Annotated in this window: 19 protein-coding genes; 10 read left to right on the top strand and 9 right to left on the bottom strand. The window is 61.0% G+C overall.

Translation table 11 applies throughout. From position 1 onward, the window contains the following. The 10 genes from cpaB to VDQ28_RS01125 all read left to right on the top strand — a co-directional run. Positions 1-783: Flp pilus assembly protein CpaB (cpaB, locus tag VDQ28_RS01170; protein ID WP_323034279.1), on the top strand; the 783-nt coding region annotated here is incomplete at its 5' end. A gap of 12 nt (positions 784-795) precedes the next feature. Further along, a complete protein-coding gene (locus VDQ28_RS01165; protein WP_323034278.1) occupies positions 796-2,208 on the top strand; it encodes a type II and III secretion system protein family protein in 1,413 nt (470 codons plus the stop codon). Between the two features lie 11 nt (positions 2,209-2,219). Beyond that, positions 2,220-2,990: a CpaD family pilus assembly protein gene (locus tag VDQ28_RS01160; protein WP_323034277.1), complete on the top strand. Its 771-nt coding sequence runs from the start codon at positions 2,220-2,222 to the stop codon at positions 2,988-2,990. Position 2,991: 1 nt separating this feature from the next. Beyond that, on the top strand, positions 2,992-4,062 hold the full coding sequence (locus tag VDQ28_RS01155; protein ID WP_323034276.1) for a hypothetical protein: 1,071 nt from the start codon (positions 2,992-2,994) through the stop codon (positions 4,060-4,062). A 133-nt stretch (positions 4,063-4,195) separates the two neighbouring features. Then, the gene (locus VDQ28_RS01150; protein WP_323034275.1) at positions 4,196-5,572 is read left to right on the top strand and encodes a CpaF family protein; all 1,377 of its coding nucleotides are present in this window, start codon (positions 4,196-4,198) and stop codon (positions 5,570-5,572) included. Further along, entirely contained in the window at positions 5,569-6,528 is a 960-nt protein-coding gene (locus VDQ28_RS01145) for a type II secretion system F family protein (protein ID WP_323034274.1), read from the top strand. Before VDQ28_RS01150 ends, VDQ28_RS01145 begins: the two co-directional genes overlap by 4 nt. Then, positions 6,525-7,436, top strand: coding sequence for a type II secretion system F family protein (locus tag VDQ28_RS01140; RefSeq protein WP_323034273.1), 912 nt, complete (start codon positions 6,525-6,527; stop codon positions 7,434-7,436). Before VDQ28_RS01145 ends, VDQ28_RS01140 begins: the two co-directional genes overlap by 4 nt. Before the next feature lie 11 nt (positions 7,437-7,447). Further along, positions 7,448-7,942: a Tad domain-containing protein gene (locus tag VDQ28_RS01135; protein WP_323034272.1), complete on the top strand. Its 495-nt coding sequence runs from the start codon at positions 7,448-7,450 to the stop codon at positions 7,940-7,942. 613 nt (positions 7,943-8,555) lie between these two features. After that, complete coding sequence (locus VDQ28_RS01130) at positions 8,556-9,035, top strand: hypothetical protein (RefSeq protein WP_323034271.1); 480 nt, start codon at positions 8,556-8,558, stop codon at positions 9,033-9,035. Between the two features lie 23 nt (positions 9,036-9,058). Beyond that, positions 9,059-9,454: a hypothetical protein gene (locus VDQ28_RS01125; protein WP_323034270.1), complete on the top strand. Its 396-nt coding sequence runs from the start codon at positions 9,059-9,061 to the stop codon at positions 9,452-9,454. 123 nt (positions 9,455-9,577) lie between these two features. On the opposite strand, the gene VDQ28_RS01120 is transcribed toward VDQ28_RS01125, so the two are convergent. The 9 genes from VDQ28_RS01120 to VDQ28_RS01080 form a co-directional block, all read right to left on the bottom strand. Continuing rightward, positions 9,578-9,826, bottom strand: coding sequence for a hypothetical protein (locus tag VDQ28_RS01120; protein ID WP_323034269.1), 249 nt, complete (start codon positions 9,824-9,826; stop codon positions 9,578-9,580). Further along, on the bottom strand, positions 9,823-10,326 hold the full coding sequence (locus tag VDQ28_RS01115; protein WP_323034268.1) for a hypothetical protein: 504 nt from the start codon (positions 10,324-10,326) through the stop codon (positions 9,823-9,825). Before VDQ28_RS01115 ends, VDQ28_RS01120 begins: the two co-directional genes overlap by 4 nt. A gap of 70 nt (positions 10,327-10,396) precedes the next feature. Continuing rightward, entirely contained in the window at positions 10,397-11,050 is a 654-nt protein-coding gene (locus VDQ28_RS01110) for a tetratricopeptide repeat protein (RefSeq protein ID WP_323034267.1), read from the bottom strand. An 8-nt stretch (positions 11,051-11,058) separates the two neighbouring features. Further along, positions 11,059-11,346, bottom strand: a complete 288-nt coding sequence (locus VDQ28_RS01105; RefSeq protein ID WP_323034266.1) for a ribbon-helix-helix domain-containing protein — start codon at positions 11,344-11,346, stop codon at positions 11,059-11,061. A gap of 68 nt (positions 11,347-11,414) precedes the next feature. Next, positions 11,415-13,706, bottom strand: a complete 2,292-nt coding sequence (locus tag VDQ28_RS01100) for a DNA topoisomerase (RefSeq protein ID WP_323034265.1) — start codon at positions 13,704-13,706, stop codon at positions 11,415-11,417. Beyond that, positions 13,703-14,716 (bottom strand): P-type DNA transfer ATPase VirB11, encoded by a 1,014-nt coding sequence (gene virB11 / locus VDQ28_RS01095; RefSeq protein WP_323034264.1) that lies wholly within the window; start codon positions 14,714-14,716, stop codon positions 13,703-13,705. Before virB11 ends, VDQ28_RS01100 begins: the two co-directional genes overlap by 4 nt. Positions 14,717-14,793: 77 nt before the next feature. Continuing rightward, on the bottom strand, positions 14,794-15,843 hold the full coding sequence (virB10, locus tag VDQ28_RS01090) for a type IV secretion system protein VirB10 (RefSeq protein WP_323034263.1): 1,050 nt from the start codon (positions 15,841-15,843) through the stop codon (positions 14,794-14,796). Between the two features lie 107 nt (positions 15,844-15,950). Next, positions 15,951-16,823, bottom strand: coding sequence for a P-type conjugative transfer protein VirB9 (gene virB9, locus VDQ28_RS01085; RefSeq protein WP_323034262.1), 873 nt, complete (start codon positions 16,821-16,823; stop codon positions 15,951-15,953). Beyond that, a partial coding sequence (locus VDQ28_RS01080) for a virB8 family protein (RefSeq protein WP_323034261.1) occupies positions 16,820-17,371 on the bottom strand: 552 nt, incomplete at its 5' end. The genes virB9 and VDQ28_RS01080, both read right to left, overlap by 4 nt.

Raw genomic sequence — 17,371 nt, 5'->3', positions numbered from 1 at the left:
ACCATGCAAATCTCCAAAAGAATGCTTCTCGCAAGTGTGGCCGTCACAAGCGGTGCCCTGGCTTTTTTCCTTATTCCATCCGGTGATGCGCCCGCTCCATCTGCACCACTTCAAGGCCCCGTTGGGGAGGTGCTTACGATAGCTCCTCCCGCCTCGCGCGAAATCCTGGTTGCCGCCCGTCTCATCGAGACCGGGGAAACCCTGAGCGAAGGCGATGTGACCTGGACGGCATGGCCTCAAGACTTCGTGCCGGAGGGGGCTTTCATCAGAACCGATGAAAACCGGACCAATTATGTCGGTGCGATTGTCGGCAGTCCGATGGCGCGAGGTGATGCTGTCACCGCCATGCGCCTTAATGGCACCAAGGCCGCTTTTCTTGCATCTGCGCTCCCGGCAGGCCGACGCGCTGTCTCCATCCCCCTTGAAGTGACTGGCGCGCGCTCTGCTGGTGGTTTCATCAGGCCCCTTGATCGGGTTGATGTCATCATCGCCGCGCCACGAGGTGCAACAGGGCAGGGGGCAAATGCCCGCATCCTCATGCGCAACATTCGCGTGCTCGCTATCGGCGGCACTGTCGCCGGTGGCCAGGATGACGGGCAGCGCATTGCCCAGGCGGATACCGCGACCCTGGATGTGACGCCGGCACAAGCCGAGATCCTCGCGCAGGCGGTCAAGACGATCGGAACAGACCTTTCATTAGCCCTGCGCTCATCGGCAGACCCATCCAGCGTAGAGCCGGATCAGGGCGTTTTCCATTTCGTGCGCAGCGGCGTGGCACGCTGACAGGAGACGATTATGGGGCGTATCACCCGCTTTCTGGGCTCAACCGCACTGGCCGTGATCTGCACAGTGCCCATGGCGATGAATGGACGGGCCGAACCGCCCCCATTCGAGCAGAACACCTATTATGACCAGCCCGAGCGCCGCGCCGTTGAAATCGGCGTTGGGCGCTCCAAAGTCGTGGAACTGTCCGAGCCGGCGCGAGACGCCTATGTGGCCGACACCAAGATCGCAACGGTTGCAACGCCAACCTCACGGCGTCTTGTCATCTCCGGCCTGGAGGATGGATCAACCACCGTCATCGTCAATGCCGCCGATGGCCGGCAGATCGCAGTGATCGAGGTTCGGGTGGCCCGTGATACGGCCCGCCTGTCAGATACCCTGAGAGCGGCCCTCCCCAATACCCGCATCAGTGCCCGAGCCGCAGGCGATACCGTCATCCTGTCCGGGTCCGTCCAGTCGGCCGCCGATGCGGCGCGCGCCGTGGACATCGCCGGCGGCTTCGTCGGCTCCCCCGACAAAGTGGTCAATGCCCTGACCCTCCAGGCGCAGGAACAGGTGATGCTGCGCGTCACTGTCGCCGAGGTTCAGCGCAATGTCCTCAAACAGTTTGGCGTCAACGCTGCTGGTGAGTGGCAGGTCGGAGACATCGTTCTTGGCGGTGTGATGAGCAACCCGTGGGGCGTTGCCGGCAAGGCTATCAGTGACACCGTTGGCAATATCTCCGGGTCAAACGGCACGGCAACCATTCAGGCCATGGCGCAGATCGGTGTGGCACGGGTTCTGGCTGAACCGACCCTGACCGCCATTTCCGGGGAAACAGCCAATTTCACCGCTGGCGGCGAGGTTCCTGTTCCAACCGGCCTGACCTGCTCATCCACCAATACCTGCCAGCCCTCGATTGAGTTCAAGAAGTTCGGTGTCTCGCTAGGCTTTACCCCGGTGGTTCTGTCCGGTGGCCGCATCAGTATGCGCGTCAACACGGAAATATCCGAGATCGACAACCAGAACCAGCTCACATACGGCACCGGTTCCGGTCAAATCACCATCCCCGGTTTCAAGGTCCGCAAGCAGCAGACCACCGTGGAACTGCCTTCAGGCGGCACGCTCATGACGGCGGGCCTCATCCAGGAAGGCAGCCGGCAGGCCATCACTGGCATTCCCGGCGCGATGGATATTCCGGTGCTGGGCACCTTGTTCCGCTCGCGCGACTACCAGCGCCAGGAAACTGAACTCGTCATTACCGTGACGCCCATTATCGCCCGCCCGATGGAAGCCCGTCAGGTGGTGCGTCCGGACGCCGGCTTTGCCGATGCACCTGATCCGCGTGCGATCCTTTTTGGTCAGGTCAACCGCGTGATTGGCGATCCCAAGCACAAGGTCGATCCCGCCAATTTCTTTGGCCACCTCGGCTACATCATTGATTGATCGGAGACAGCATGCGCCCGACCCTTTCCCGTCTCCGGTTCCTGTCCCTTGCTCTGGCAGGCATGGCCCTGTCCGGTTGCGCAGCAGACCAGTTCTGGAATGAGCCGCCCTATCCCGCAGCCTATCAAGAGCGTCATCCGATCCAGTTCACGGATGCCCCAAAGCGCCTTGAGGTGTTCCCGCGCTGGGCGCGCGGGCTGGATGCCCGCCAGCGTTCTGACGTGACTGATTTTGCCAATCAGTTCCGCAAGTCCACCAAAACCCAGCTCTGGATCTCCGTTCCCGTCATCCCGGAAGACGCCGGCGATCTCCTGGATGGGAAACGGCCAAGCGGCCATCATCCCAATGCGACGCCGCAGATGCTGCCGGCTGTCAAAACCACGCTTGCAGATGTGCGCCAGACGCTTGCGCGTGCCGGTGTCAGCCCCCGCCATGTGCTGGTGAGCACCTATCCGGGCACCTATTCAGAAGCTCCCATCACCCTGACGTTTGATGCATTCACCGCAAATGTCCCGAACAAATGCGGAGAGTGGCCCCAGGATCTGGCAGCCGGTGCCGGCGCACAGGGCTGGTGGAACGAAACCTACTGGAATTTCGGCTGTGCCTCGCAGTCGAACCTAGCAGCGCAGACGGCCGAGCCCCTCGATCTCTTGCGCCCGCGCCAACAGAGCCCGGCAGACGCTGTGCGTGCCGTCAACAACATCAACGAACTGCGTCAGGGGCAAGACCCCTCCACCAAGTATGACGCGGCCCGCTCCATCGCCCAGGAAGTGGGGAACTGACATGGCATCCATGCTCGCCATCACCCATACAGATCAGGTTCGCGATCAGCTCTCAAAGGCCAGCACGGATCTGCGCGCCCAGCGTATCCGCACGAAGCTGATCCATCAGGCCGAGCCTGATATGGCGACCATTGCCGATCAAATGCGCCAGTCCCGCTGGCGGCTGATCGTCATCGAAATGCGCCCTCATGAGGACGCCGCCGCCTTCCTGTCCCGGCTGGCCGTGATCGCAGGGGCCTGTGATACCCGTACCGACATTATGGCCATCGGCCATGACAATGACGTGCCCCTCTATCGCCAGCTCAGCTCAGAGGGCCTGTCCGACTATCTCGTCATGCCTATCTCACAAGCGGCCCTGCTTGAGGCCATTCGCCCCTTCTTCTCGTCTGATGACGGGCACTCGGGCGACCTGATCGCAGTGATCGGCGCACGCGGAGGCTCTGGCGCAACCACGATTGCGATCAATGTCGCAGCCCAACTGGATGACCCCTGCATCCTCGATCTGGATCAGCCCGTGGGCGGACTTGCCTTCTCGCTTTGCCTTAACAGGGTCATACCGGAGGCCGCTGCCCTGCTCTACACGCCATCGCGGATCGAACCCGAAATGCTCGATGCCATGGTGATGCGCAAGGGAGGGCTGTCGGTCTTTGCCGCCCCTGCCAGCCTCACATCAAAAACCACCATCCTGGATGATCCGCAGGGTATGGAAACCCTGATTTCCCATCTGTTGCGCCGCTATCGCAATGTCGTGCTCGACATGCCGATGCGCTGGACGGCTGGAACAGAGGCGTTATTGAGCGAAGCACGCGCCGTCATCCTGGTGACGACACCGGACCTGCCGGGCATCACCGCCGCGCAGCCGATCATCGCGCACCTTGGCGAAATGGGCATCGACCCCATGCTGGTTCTCAACCAGGCCAAGGGTGAAAAAAAAGCGGCGATCTGGCCGAGCGAGACATCCGCAAGGCTTTCGCTTTCGAAGATCAGCCAATCCATGTGGTCAGCGAGGCGGCCGAGATCCGCAACAGCGTCATCAATGGTGAGCTGTTCATCACGAAGCAGGGCCAGATGAACGCGGCAGGGCGGGCCGCGCGCCATCCAATGCGCCAGATCGGGGTTGCCATAAGGGGTGAGGCCATAGAGCCCACCCCACGCCCCGCAATCTGGACCCATCTCTTCAAACTGATACGCCGGGAAGCTGAATAATGGCTCTGTTCGAAACCTCACATCCCCTCGCAAGACGGGCCGCATTGCGACCTGAAGTGCCCAAAGCGCGGCCGGTTGCCCCAGCTCCCACGCCGATCGTCCCGGCTGGTCCCGATCTGTCCCGGCTTGATCCATTCCGCGAGCGCTGGATGACACGGCTCATGGACAGTTCCGACCTGTTCGCCAAAGAGGGGGTCGAGCGCTCAGTTGTCAGGGAAGCCCTGACCCAGATCGCGGAACTGGACAGCGGAGCCCTGTCCCGGGCGGATCGTGAGCAGCTCATAGAAGACATGGTGCTTGAAGTCTGTGGTCTTGGGCCGCTGGAGGCGCTGCTTGCTGACGACGACATCAGCGAAATCATGGTCAATACCGCCAACAAGATCTACATCGAACGCAAGGGGCTGATCGAAGAAACAGGCATCAGGTTCCGCGATGAAGAGGCGCTTCAGCGCACCTGTCAGAAGATCGCAACAGGCGTAAACCGGACTGTCGATACCAAGAACCCTGTCTGCGACGCTCGCCTCAAAGACGGGTCACGTGTCAACATCATCATTCCGCCCCTGGCCGTGGACGGAACGCACCTGACCATCCGAAAATTCAAAAAGGACAAACTCACGCTGGAGGATCTGGTGCGTTTTGGCGCTCTGACGTCAGAAGCGGCCAATATTCTGCGCATCATTGGCAAGATCCGGGTCAATGTTCTCATCTCCGGAGGCACTGGCTCCGGCAAGACCACGCTCCTGAACTGCCTTACAGCCAGCATCCCGACGAATGAGCGGGTCATCACGCTTGAGGACACCGCCGAGCTTCAGCTTCAGCAGTCCCATGTGATCCGCCTTGAAACGCGCCCCGAGAACTCGGAAGGCGCTGGCGCTTTCTACATGCAGGAGCTGGTGAAGAACTCCCTGCGTATGAAGCCGCATAGGATCATCGTCGGTGAAGTGCGCGATGGCGCGGCCTTCGACCTGATCCAGGCAATGAACACGGGTCATGAAGGCTCGATGGGCACGATCCACGCCAACAATCCGGCAGCCTGCCTCGCGCGCCTAGAATCCCTGATCCTCATGAACCCCGGATCGCAAACCCAGCCCTCTCATGTGATCCGCAAGTCCATTATCGATTCCGTTGAACTCATCATCCAGACCAGACAGCTCATGCCGTCTGGTCGTCGCGTCATCACCCATGTGACCGAGGTTGGGTCCATGGAAGATAGTACCATCATCTTATCGGATATTCTGAAGTTCGACTTTGCTGAGGGGCGTCTTGTTGGCACTCAGATGTACCGCCCACCCCGGCTCATTCAGCGCGCCCATGAATATGGTGAAGAGGAAAACCTGGCCGAGGCACTGGCCAAAGCGAACAGGAGCGTTCCATGAACCTCCTGGCTGCAATCTTCATGGCTCTGGCCTTCACAACGGCGGTCGCCGCACTGTTCTACCGGCAACTCTTCGAGGTTCCGGCCTTCACCAGCCGCGTGAGTGATCTGCACGATCAGGCCGCAAAGGTCCGCCCTGACCTCGATCAGATCCGCAATACCATCATGGCCGAGCGGATGAAGGAGCTGGCGCAGGCCGAGCGCGCCCGAAAAAGCATATCGCTGAAGCAGCTCATCCAACAGGCCGGTTATAAATGGACACCGCGTCAGTACACCATCGGCTCTATCGTCCTTGGTCTGCTTGTGTTCATCGTCGTGCTGGTCATGAGTGGCAACCTGCTGGTCGCCATTCCTGCTGGCGCAGTGGCCGGTTACTTCCTCCCCCGCCACTACCTGCGTGGGTCATGCGATAAACGCAAAAGCAAGTTCGTCTCTCAGCTACCTGATGCACTGGACGCCATTGCCCGCAGCCGGCGAGCCGGCGTGCCAATGAGTGAAGCGATCAAGGTGATTGTTCGTGATGGGCAAGAACCTCTTCGATCTGAGTTTCAGATCCTCAGCGAAGATCAGGCGATTGGTGCGACCTTGCCCGAGGCAATGGAACGACTGGCTGCTCGAATACCTGTCGAAGAAATGCAGCTCCTGTCATTGGCTGTTTCCATCCAGAATGACGAAGGCGGCGGTATCGCGAAAACCCTGACAACCTTGTCCAACACGATCCGCGAACGCGCCAAGCTCACCGGCAAGATCAAAGCCATGATGGCCGAGGCCAAGTCCGGGTCACGGATCATGGCGGGCCTTCCCGTTGCCGGCATAGGCGTAAATTACCTCATCAATCCAGATGCGGCGTCGCTCTTGTGGACCACGCTCATCGGCCAGATCGTACTTGGCGGCTCTGCCATATGGGTCGCCATTGGCCTCTTCGTCATGTCCCGGATGCAGAGGATCAAGACATGATGCAATCTCTGCTCATATCCGGGCTCATAGGGCTGTCCGTCTATGCCGGATGCGCTGCGCTCACACACTCATCAAAAGATCAGCGCATCAAGGAACTGGCCGAGGGCTTGCCAACTGCTCGTCAGGAACGGGTCAATGAGGGTGGCCTATCCTCTCGTCAGGTGCTCGCCAGCAATATCGTCCAGGCACTCAGCCTCAAAAGATGGCTGGGGCTTGAGGAATTGCGCGAGAAGCTCGCGCGTGCCGGCCGTCGCGGTCCCCATGCCGAAACGGCCTTCATCATGGCCCGATTCCTGTGCGCGATCGCTCTTGGTCTGGGGGCCATCTTTTATCTGCTGTTCCTCAATACACGCGAATTTCCTTTGCCGGGAACGATCCTCTTCATTGCCGGCGCTATCTGGGTGGGACTGAAGCTCCCCGGTATGTCGCTCGAGCGGGCTGCTGCCGCTCGGCTTGAATCCATCAAGAGCGCATGGCCGGATGCCCTCGACCTCATGCTCATCATGATCGAGGCCGGCAAACCGCTGGAACAGACATGGCGTCGGGTATCTGAAGAGATCGGCGGTCGCTCACAGCCTCTGGCCGAAGAGCTCAATATCGCGCTGACCGAACTCGCGTTCCTGCCCGATCGTCGTCAGGCCTTCCTCAATCTTGGCCGGCGCGTGGATCTGCCCGAAGTACGCAGCACGACTCTGGCGATCATACAGGCCGAGCTCCAGGGAACCAGCCTTGGAACATCCTTTATGGCGCTCGCCAGCGAGGGACGTGCCGCGCGCCTCATAGAGGCCGAGAGCAAAGGCGCAAAGGCCTCAACTCTCCAGACGCTCCCCCTCGTCATCTTCTTCCTCCCACCCTTCCTGATCACGGTTTCCATGCCGATGGTCATCCAGTTCATGGAATGGAATTGAGGCCTACCATCATGAAAAACAGGAATTTTCTGAAAAGGCTTAGCTCTGACCAGGGCAGTATTCCGGTTATTGCCGGAGCAGCGGTCATCGCGTTGTTAGCCTTTGGCGGCGTGTCCATTGATTATGGCCGCGCATCTGGCCTTCACCGCAAATTGCAATCGGCTGCTGACGTTGCCGTTCGAGAAGCGGTGCGGGGCAAGACCGATGCCCAGGTCAAGGAACTCGTGCATGGTCAGCTTGACGCCTACATGCGCGAGATGGGCTACACGGACCCAAAATCCCGGACAAATATCGCGATCACGAGATCAGGAGATACGGTCAAACTGGCAGTCACCACCAGTTATGACAGCCTGTTTGGTCGCTTCTACGGTCAGTCCCAACAACTCCTGAATGTGGCCACCGACGCCAATGCCCGCGCCTTCTGCGCGACCGATCCAGCTCAGTCAGCGATGGACTGCACAATCCGCGACCTGCCCGTCCGGACTCATCGGCTCCATCACCTTTGAAAGCGAGGATCGTCGCACATCGTCCTGCGCTTCCGAGACCGCAGGCGCTCCAACCTGGAGCGGATGGACCGCCACCGGAAACACCCGCAACCGTGTTGAGAGCTGTGCTGCACCTTGTGTTGCGCCGGCAGCGCAAACCCAGTGGGTCAGCGCCACCGCCGCATGTGCGACCGGCTATCTGGGATCACGCACCATCGAGACCCAGCAGCGGCGTACAGCTTCCTGCCCCACCCCGTCAGGAACTCCAGTCTGGAGCGGCTGGGCCAACACAACAACAACCCGTGTCGCCTCTGATACCTGCGCACTCAAATGCACGCCGGCAGCGCGTCAGACACAATGGGTCAATCGTACCGGCACCTGCCCTTCAGGTCAGACCGGCGCGACAGCTTGGCAGGCCGAACAGGCCCGTACCTCGACCTGCCCCGCGACCACAGGCAATCCGGTATGGGGCGGATGGCTTGATACAGGGACAAAGCGCAGCGAGACGAACACCTGTCAGGCGGCTCCGGGGCATGTCATCTGGACGACACCGGGAACCTACACCTGGACGGTGCCGGCAGGCGTCACGCAGATCGCGGCACTGGCCATTGGCGGGGGCGGAAGCGGGCTCCAGGTGCGCCCATATGATGACCATCACAACTACTATTCCGGCGTGACATCCTCGGTCTCGGGAACAGGTGTGAACCTTACAGCAAATGGCGGAACCGGAAGTGCTGGCGGCTGCGGCGGCTCCAAGCATGGCGGCGGGTGTGGTGGTAGCGGTGGCACTGGCGTCATGGCGCAGTGTGCGACCTGGACGCTCTATGAAGGTCAGACAGCCGGTCAACTGGGCACAAGTGTTATCTGGGCGGTGGCGGCGGCGGTGCTGGAGGCTATGCAGGAAACGGCGGCGCTGGCGGTGGCCGGCCGGGGTCTTCCGCGGAACGGTGGCGCTGGTGGTGGCGGTGCCTCAGTCGTCAACATCGTAACGCTGTGCAAACAGAACTGTGGCGGCGGCGGCGGAGTCGGCCTCTATGGCTCGGGAGCAAATGGAAACACTGAGGGCAGCGGCGGAAGCAGTGGAAGCAGCGGTACAAAGGGCTCAGGCAGTTAACGAGGTCAGAGGCGGAGTGGGTGGTGCCTTATTATTCAGTGGGCACTTGCGGAAACGGCGGCACTTATGGAGCTGGCGGCGGCGGGGCATCATCATTCCGTTTCAAGGCCTACCCGGCGGTGCTGGGTGGCGGATACGTCTTTAATCCGGTCTATGGGCACGGTGGCGGCGGCGGCGAAACCTCCTGGGGGAATTACACCGTGACACCCGGCCAGCGATTGACGGTCATTGTCGGCTATGGTGGCGGCTCTCTAACTATGAGCAAGGTGGAAGTGGTGCGAAACCAGGGCGGCTGTTCGGTACAAACCAGCTTCCAGTTCCGCGCGGCAGAAGGGGCCGGGGCTAATGGGGCAGTCCGCATCCTTTGGGGACCGGGACGATCCTTCCCCAGCACCAAAGTTTCCGGCGCGACAAACTGAGCACCGGTCATAAGTCCGGCCATGATCCGGCGGCCAATCAGACGAGAAACAAAAAGGGCGGCCACTGATCGCCCTTTTTTGTTCTCGGAGAAAATGCTCCAACCCGCCTGCGCTTACGTCGCTTTACACGTGGTAACGCTGCTTGACCATGAGCCACCAACCATCAGGCAACGCTGGCACGGCACCCTGGTCTTCTGCAAAAGCCAGACATCCCAGGACCGTCTCCAGATCAAGCGAGAAGCGGTGATGCTTGTCTTTCATAGCAAATGTCACTGTTTCACCTACAGTGGCCGGGGCACCCTGGTTATTGCCGTCAATGTCGGGTTCAGCGCGATTGAGCAGAACCTGCTCATGCTTTCGCAACTTTTTCATTTTATCCCCCGTACAAATGCTACGGGCTTAGGCATTGGTGGTCCCTCTATGACGCCGTTGCCATCGCGATAGTTGTGCATGCCAAATAGGTCCATGACTCTCATGTCAATAGGGTCGGTGTGATGCCTAGCCCCTTCATCCGGGAAGCGTTTCTCGATGTCGAACCTTTGTATCATTATCTCCAGAGCAATGATGGCCTCTTCATATCCACCCGTCAGTACATAGGCATCATCAGGTAATTGTACTGTGCAAGGTTCATATTCGAGGCGGATACGGGTCCAGTAGTCGAACCTCTGGAAGAACAGCGGCACTGTTGGCGCATTGATGAAAACCTTGCAGAATGCTAGGCATGCGACATAGTTTTCCTCCCCTTCAAGAGGGTGTCTGCGGATATGACCGTACCAGTATCCAAGATGCTTCTCATCAGCATACAGGAGCGCAATCAGCTCCGGGCCGTTAGAGGGGCCGCAGCTAATATCGAACACCTGGGTTCGGGCCAATTTGCCGCCAGTGCATTTCGGGTTTGATGCAATGGCTTGGGATATACGCTCGAGAGAGGTCGCAGAGTTATTATCCAACTGACTTCTTCCCACCCTTTCGCAGGCGCTTGACCGCCTCAATGTTGCTGGCGGCCTGTTCCGGGCTTAGATCCTCAGCAAACACTTTCCTCGCATCATCGTCCTTGCCGCGCATGGCGAGGATCAGGCCCAGAGTCTGGCGCACCCGGGCATCGGCCGTGGTGCTGCCGGCAGCGCGACGCGCAACCGTCTCGGCCTGATCAAGTTGCCCGGACAAGGCATAGGCCATGGCCGCATTGGCCTCGATGCCGGCATTGTCCGGTGCGAGCTTCTGCGCACGGTCAAAATAGGCCAGCGCCTGCTTGTGGTCGCCCATCTGCGATGCGACGACACCCTGCGCAGAAAGCACCATGGCATCTGGTTTGTCTGGCGTGTGCGCCTGAGACAGCACCGATTGCGCTTCCTTCAGCCGCCCGAGGTCCACCAAACTCTTGCCATAGGCTGCCCGGAGTGTCGTATCTTCCGGGCTGGCCAGCGCCGCCTTTTGCAGGACGGCGGAGGCCTGTTCGTGCTGACCGGCCCCCTGAAGCTCTTTCGCCTGGGCGATGACCGAGTACGAGCCGGCAGATCCAGCCAGGTCGCCCGACATGCTGGCGCAGCCCGCAAGCGAGATGGCCAGCACGCATGATGTGATGATCTTGAGCATGCTGTCCCTCACCATGTCTTCAGGATGGCGCGGATCTGGACAGGCTCACCGTGGTTATCAGCCACCTTGCTATAATACTGCACGATGAATGTCCGGATGCCGGAAGACAGGTTCGCGCCGCTGTAGGCATTGCTGATTTCGCGCACAAGCTTTGGCACTGACATGCCCTGCGAAGCGGCGATCTCATTGATCGCCACCCAAAACGCCTCTTCCAGATTGATCGAACTGTTACGTTCCCCAATCTTGAGGTTCCGACGTTTGGGTTCATGTGGAAGTGGGCGCTCACTTCGAGCCATGCTCGGAACTCCCCCACCCGAGTGTCCATGCGCAGAAAAAGACAGTATCTGTGACATCTGAGAACTCCCTATTTCCGCTTGCGGGTGTTTTTTGCGAATGCCTTGTCGAGGAAGGCTTTGGCGTCAGCGGCGCTGATCTTGTCCGGATAGCCCTTCGGGGCTTTTGCCCCATCGCCCACCAGTCTTTCGATCCAATCGCGCTGTTTGGGGGAAGCCAGATCCTTGCCCGCCAGGGCGCGTACCCGGTCGATCCATTTTGAGAGGGCGGAAGAGTCCTTCAGGGTCTCGTCGGCAAGATCCTCGCCGGACTCGGCCGCGAGCTTCCTGGCGTAGGAAACCTGCTTGTCGGAGGGGCCGGCTCCCGCCTCGCGCCGGGGACCGAGATAATCCTTGCAGATCTGCGCATCCTCGGCCGCCCCTCTGGGCAGGCGCTTGCCTTCCCGCTTGGCCTTGTCCTTTGCCGCCGCCAGCAGTGCGGCCGAGGGTGGCCGCTTGAATGCGGGCTTGCCTTCAGGGGATACAACACTGATCCGGCCGACCAACTCGCCGGCCAGCGCCGCGATCTCGTCAATAACGGTCTTTGCCGGGACAGATCCGGAGAGCACATCATCAAGACGGGCTTCCATGCGCGCGGTTGCGCCGGGATCAACCAGCTCGGGCGCATGATCGCAAAGCAGGTCATAGAGCCACATCGCCATCTCGGTGGGGACAAGGTTCTTGCGCTCGATGGTGAGGAAGCCCTGACGCTTCAGCCCTTCAAGTATACTGTCTCGGGTCGCCGGCGTGCCAATGCCCTTGGCTTCCTTCAGCCGGTCCCGCTCGCCCTCATCACTCACAAACTTCCAGGCATTCTGCATCGCGTCGATCAGATCGCCCTCGGTGTAGCGCCTGGGAGCCGTGGTCTGGCGCGTGCGCGCCCGAACCGGACCACAGGTGATGTCCTCGCCATTCACGAAGGCCGGGAGTGTGCCGGCGTCTTCGCCTTCATCCTCATCATCCCCGTCCTCGCCCTGTTGCGCATCGCTGGCCAGCACTGCTTTCCAGCCCGCGCTTGTCACGACCTTGCCGCTCGACTGAAAACGGATTTCCTCAGGCGACCCGTCTTCGCCCTTCAGATCCACCACAAACGAAAGGGTGGTTTCATCAAACTCGTGATCGGGAGAGACGCCGGCGATGAAGGCTTTCGCGATGGCGTCAAAGAGCCGGCGCTCATCACCATCGAGGCCGGAGACAGCACCCGCCATGTCCGGAACATTGACGTTGGGGATCAGGGCATGGTGGCTTGCGCCAGCTATGCCGGCATCCGACCAGATTCCGCTCTTTCCTTTGCGGATGACAGGTTCAGCCGGCACCAGGGCAGCCAGCTCATCAATACCCCGCAGCATCCCCGCCAGAGCGCCGGCGCGGGCGATCAGGTTTTCGGGGAGATAGCGGGTTTCGGCACGCGGATAGGTGATGACCTTGTGCCGTTCATACAGCGCCTGGGCGACATCGAGGACCTGCTTTGCCGTCCAGCCCCATTTGCCCGCATGCTTTTGGAGGGCCGGCAGATCAAACGGCCGAGGCGGCGCAGCCTTGCGGGCCGCGCGCTCGACGCACAGGGGGCCGGCATAGTCGCAAGCCGCAAGAGCTATGCGGTCAGCATAGGCGGCGTCGAAGATCCGGGCATCACCACGCGGGCGATACCAGAGGGAGGTTCGCCCTGAAGATCCTTCAATCTCCGCCTCGATCTCGAAGAAGTCGCGGGGATGGAAGTCCCGGATCTCCTGTTCGCGGGCGCACACGAGCCCAAGGGTCGGGGTCCGCACACGCCCGATGCCGATCGCGCCGCGCCAGCCATCGGGCTTCAGCTTGACGGATGCCGCGCGGGTCATCGTCAGATTGAAGATGTGATCGGACTGCGAGCGGGCAACGGAAGCATCGTAGAGCGAACGCCAGTCACTGTTGGGCTTAAGGTTTGCGAACGCCTCATTGAGAGTCTTTTCGTCCTCGGCCGTGAACATGGCGCGCAGCACATCACCCTCAAAGGCAAAATGGCGCACCAGGCTCTCGCCAATGGCCTGTCCCTCGCGGTCGCAGTCCGTGGCGATGATGATCCGGCTGGCGGAAGACATGGCATTGCTAATGTCTTTCAGCCGCTCCGCCTTGCCCTCGCCCTCGTCCGGACGCCAGCCATAAAGGCCCTGGGATGGCTTGAGCACATCAAGGCCCCACACCTTCCAGTGCGGATTGACCTCTTCGGGCTCTTCCAGACGCAGCAAATGACCCTGGGCGGCAAGGATACGGCCATGGCGATCACCAAAGGCGGCACGCAGGTTGCGGGCCTGGGAGGGCTTTTCACAGATAATGACCGTGCTCATGCTGCGATCTCCTGAGATGGGGGGAACGACATGAGGGGCTCTGAAACAGCCCCATGGCTCCGTGCCGGCGCATAGTCGATCTCGGTCACGCGGAAGCGGCCATTGACCTTGTGGCACTGGACGATGACATCAATCATCGAGTGCAGCAGGCCGCGCACGTCATCACGCGCCAGATCCCGGCCGCCCTCGCTCTGCTTGACCAGCAAGGTGAGGCGCTCGATCGCCAGCGCCGCGCTATCGGCATGAACTGTGGTGATGGAGCCCGGATGCCCGGAATTGACGTTGACGATGTAGTCAAACGCCGTGCCGTCGCGCAGCTCCTGCAACAAGATGCGGTCTGGCCGCATCCGCATGCACGATTCCAGCAACTCGGTCGGGCCGATCTTCGCCACGCCCTGACCACCCTTGGAGTAGAACAGGCGAACATTGTTCTCCTGCGGTATGTCCAGTTCCGGCGTATCCTCAACCGTGATGACCCGCTCATCGGTGGGGATATGAGCGATCAGCGCCTTTGACAGGGTGGTCTTGCCCGATCCGGTCGCACCGGAAATCACGATGTTCTTGCGGGCAATCACGGCCTGACGCAAAAACTCCGCATGATCCTCCAGCCGATAGAGGTCAAAGAGCACCTCATCGGCCGGATTGACGGCATCATTGGCCCGCACATCATCAAACAGGCCAAAGCCCTCCAGCTCGGTCAAGCTGAAGGTCTTGTGTGAGGGCTTGCGCAGCGTGATCGACACCGTGCCGGCAGTCACGGCCGGTGGAATGACGATCTGGATACGCTCGCCCCCCGGCAGCGTGGCCGACAGGAGCGGGCGTGTCTCGCTGATGGCCTGGCTCGACCAGGACGCAACGGCGTTGGCGAGATTGAGGGCTGAAGAAAAAGAGAAGTCCGGGCGCGCATGCCGCGCCCAGCCCTCCCGGCCCTCCGTGAGGATCTCGCCCGGCCTGTTCACGACGATCTCGAACAGATCCGGGTCACTCAGAAATTCGGCGAACGGGCGCAAGAAGGTCCGCACGACCGTTGGGTCGCGTTTGTCAGTCATGGCAATGTCCCTCAAAGGTGCGGCCTTCAGGCCGCTCTTTATTTCGTGAGGCGGGGATTGGTGTTCCCAAAATCGCCCAGCACACCCCGGTCGTAGACCTTGGTGAGCGGTTCAGTGATCTTCAGGGAATAGACCCCTGAAAAATCCAGATCGCGGGCGACGAAGATCGAAACCATCTCGCCCTGGTGCTTGATGAGGGTCGGAGGAATGTTGATCGAGTTCTCAACCGCGATCGCGGCCGCATCCTCTCCGGCCTGTGTTGTCTGGGTGGACGACACCTCACTCCGGCTGGAAATCTCATCTCCAATCCAGCTCATGGCGTCATTGACGACCGACATCAGCAATGCGCCGCCAAACCGCTCCCAGAAGTGGGTATCGACATAACCATCGAAACCGGCGCGGCCCAGCGCGTCGGTTGCAGGAGACGCCAGGGTGATAATCACACCCTCTGGCGTCTTGGCGCGATTCCAGAGCACGAAGAGACGGCTCTGGCCGCGCTTGAGGCCGCCGCGATACTCGCCCACGACCTGCGTGCCCTTGGGCATGAGCACGACGCGGCCATTATCGGACAGCACATCACGCGGGATCACGCAGCTCGCGAACCCCGGCTGATCGGACGACAGGGCTGTTTCCAGCACGCAGGGGATGCTTGCCCCCATCGCCACGATGAAATTCCGGTTGCCGAGTGTCCCGGCCTTCGAGCCATTGAGAATGGTCGGCTTCATGAGCTGGCCGAACCGTGCATCCTCATCAGACTTGCGCTCAGGCTCCGCCATCACCGCGGAATCTGATGCGCCGCCAGCGCTCGCATTGCGCGCCTTGCCATTGAAAGCAATGACAGGCGCGCGGGTCGCGGCTTGCAGCAACGGGTCCGGCTCTTCCATCTGGGCGGGGTCAGCGGCCTTCACCGCCAGAACCTTCGCAGGTTCAGGCGCAGCCTGTTGACGCGGCTGGGCCGGCGCTGGTTCAAATGTCGCGTTCGTGCGGATCACCAGATCGCGCTTGGGCACGTCTTCCTTCTTCTCGCCACCCATCATCGACAGGCCAAGGACGAGGCCGGCAGCGCCAACCATGAGCGCGCCACCCACCAGCTTCTTCGGGTCAACTCCGCGCTTCTTCGAGACGGTTTCAACCGCCCCGCGTTCGCCCGCGACCAGGCCATCCTTGTTGGTTTCAGGATCAGACATGGTGCACCTCAGTTTTTCTTGGGGGAGGCTGATGCCTGCGGCTTCATCACCCGGGAGACGGAGGGAGAGGTGGTGCCGGTGCCGGGATTGATGCCGGTCGGGTCGTAAGCCTCATTCCAGATGCAGGTCACATCCCCGCCGCGCCGAAGGATGAACTTGGCTGCAATGGCATGGACCGTCACAAGGTCGCCGTCCGTGTTGCTGGGCACGAGGCTTTCCGTGCCATCCGCGCTCACCGTGTAGATCGCGGGAACCTGCGTGTTGCCCGCGAAGGCAAAGGTCGTGACCTTGCCATTGTCATAGACAGACACCGGCTCAATGACCTGTGAGCCCTGGGCGCTATAGCGCCAGTTGCGCGGCCCATAGGCTGCGTGAAACTCCATCACCTTGTCGGCCTGGTTGGCCTTCTCGGCTTCAGCACGCTCAGCAGCGGCAAGACGACGAACCTCGGCCTCATCACCCGGGTAGCGGAACTTGACCAGGAAGTAGGTATCGGAGCCGGGGCCGACAGCCCCGTCGCGCACCGACAATTCGAACTGGTAGGAGCGCTTGGAGCCGTCCCGGCGTGCGGAGACGACCTGAAGGTTCGTCAGGGGCTGCTTCTCGCGCGGCTTCAGGAACAGGATGTTCCCGGCCGGCGCGACCTCCCAGGCGACATTGTTACCCGAGGCGACGTGCACAATCTCTTCGTCGGGCGCGAGCTGGATCTGAACCGACGAGCGCAGCGTGCCGATGACGCGCACCACATTATAGGGCTCGTAATTGACGAACCGGATGCGGCTGTCACGCGGGGCAGCGGTTGGCGTCTCCAGCGCCAGCGCCGTACCAAAAGGCACGGCCGACAGCGCCACGAGAACGGGAAAGGCGGACAGGCGGATCATTGCACCGTCTCCGGATCTGCGCGGTACTCGGAAACAATGAAGCCGAGCGGATTGATAAGCCGGTCCTGTTCGGACATCGGCGCGCTGACAAAGCTGTAGGTGAGGGTGGCAATCCAGTGCGTCTGGGTCACTTCCTCGCCCCGCGTCACGATCCGCAGATAGCGGACCTGCATCACATCGTTGCCGAGCAGGGAGATCGTCTTGATCCTGATCCGCACCGTGGCCTTGTTGCCATAGACGTTCTGGGGGCTCTCAGGGTTGCGACCGGCGAACCACGCCGAAAACCGCGTCTGTTCGGCTGGTGCCGACATCAGGGCCACCGTGCGGAAATTCTCTTCCGCCTCGCTGGCGACGAAGCCCTCGCGCGCCCGCACATAGCGAGCTGCAAACCACTTCGCGACCGCCTCATCATACTTGGCGGGGCCGCGCTGAAGGCCGGACACCACATCAACGATGCCGGTGGAATTATCGACGCGCACCACAAACGGTTCAACCGTCTTCAGGGGCGTCAGTCCGGCGATGGCGACCACCGAAACGATGGAGAGGCC

It is taken from the genome of Pararhodobacter sp. (assembly GCF_034676545.1).
GTDB lineage: Bacteria > Pseudomonadota > Alphaproteobacteria > Rhodobacterales > Rhodobacteraceae > Pararhodobacter.
This window is presented reverse-complemented; position numbering and strand designations above follow the sequence as displayed.

Bases quoted from the DNA above. Each gene is read 5' to 3' on its own strand.
- VDQ28_RS01165 (WP_323034278.1), top strand. From the start codon at position 796: ATGGGGCGTATCACCCGCTTTCTGGGCTCAACCGCACTGGCCGTGATC.
- VDQ28_RS01160 (WP_323034277.1), top strand. From the start codon at position 2,220: ATGCGCCCGACCCTTTCCCGTCTCCGGTTCCTGTCCCTTGCTCTGGCA.
- VDQ28_RS01155 (WP_323034276.1), top strand. From the start codon at position 2,992: ATGGCATCCATGCTCGCCATCACCCATACAGATCAGGTTCGCGATCAG.
- VDQ28_RS01150 (WP_323034275.1), top strand. From the start codon at position 4,196: ATGGCTCTGTTCGAAACCTCACATCCCCTCGCAAGACGGGCCGCATTG.
- VDQ28_RS01145 (WP_323034274.1), top strand. From the start codon at position 5,569: ATGAACCTCCTGGCTGCAATCTTCATGGCTCTGGCCTTCACAACGGCG.
- VDQ28_RS01140 (WP_323034273.1), top strand. From the start codon at position 6,525: ATGATGCAATCTCTGCTCATATCCGGGCTCATAGGGCTGTCCGTCTAT.
- VDQ28_RS01135 (WP_323034272.1), top strand. From the start codon at position 7,448: ATGAAAAACAGGAATTTTCTGAAAAGGCTTAGCTCTGACCAGGGCAGT.
- VDQ28_RS01120 (WP_323034269.1), bottom strand. From the start codon at position 9,826: ATGAAAAAGTTGCGAAAGCATGAGCAGGTTCTGCTCAATCGCGCTGAA.
- VDQ28_RS01110 (WP_323034267.1), bottom strand. From the start codon at position 11,050: ATGCTCAAGATCATCACATCATGCGTGCTGGCCATCTCGCTTGCGGGC.
- VDQ28_RS01105 (WP_323034266.1), bottom strand. From the start codon at position 11,346: ATGGCTCGAAGTGAGCGCCCACTTCCACATGAACCCAAACGTCGGAAC.
- VDQ28_RS01100 (WP_323034265.1), bottom strand. From the start codon at position 13,706: ATGAGCACGGTCATTATCTGTGAAAAGCCCTCCCAGGCCCGCAACCTG.
- virB9 (WP_323034262.1), bottom strand. From the start codon at position 16,823: ATGATCCGCCTGTCCGCCTTTCCCGTTCTCGTGGCGCTGTCGGCCGTG.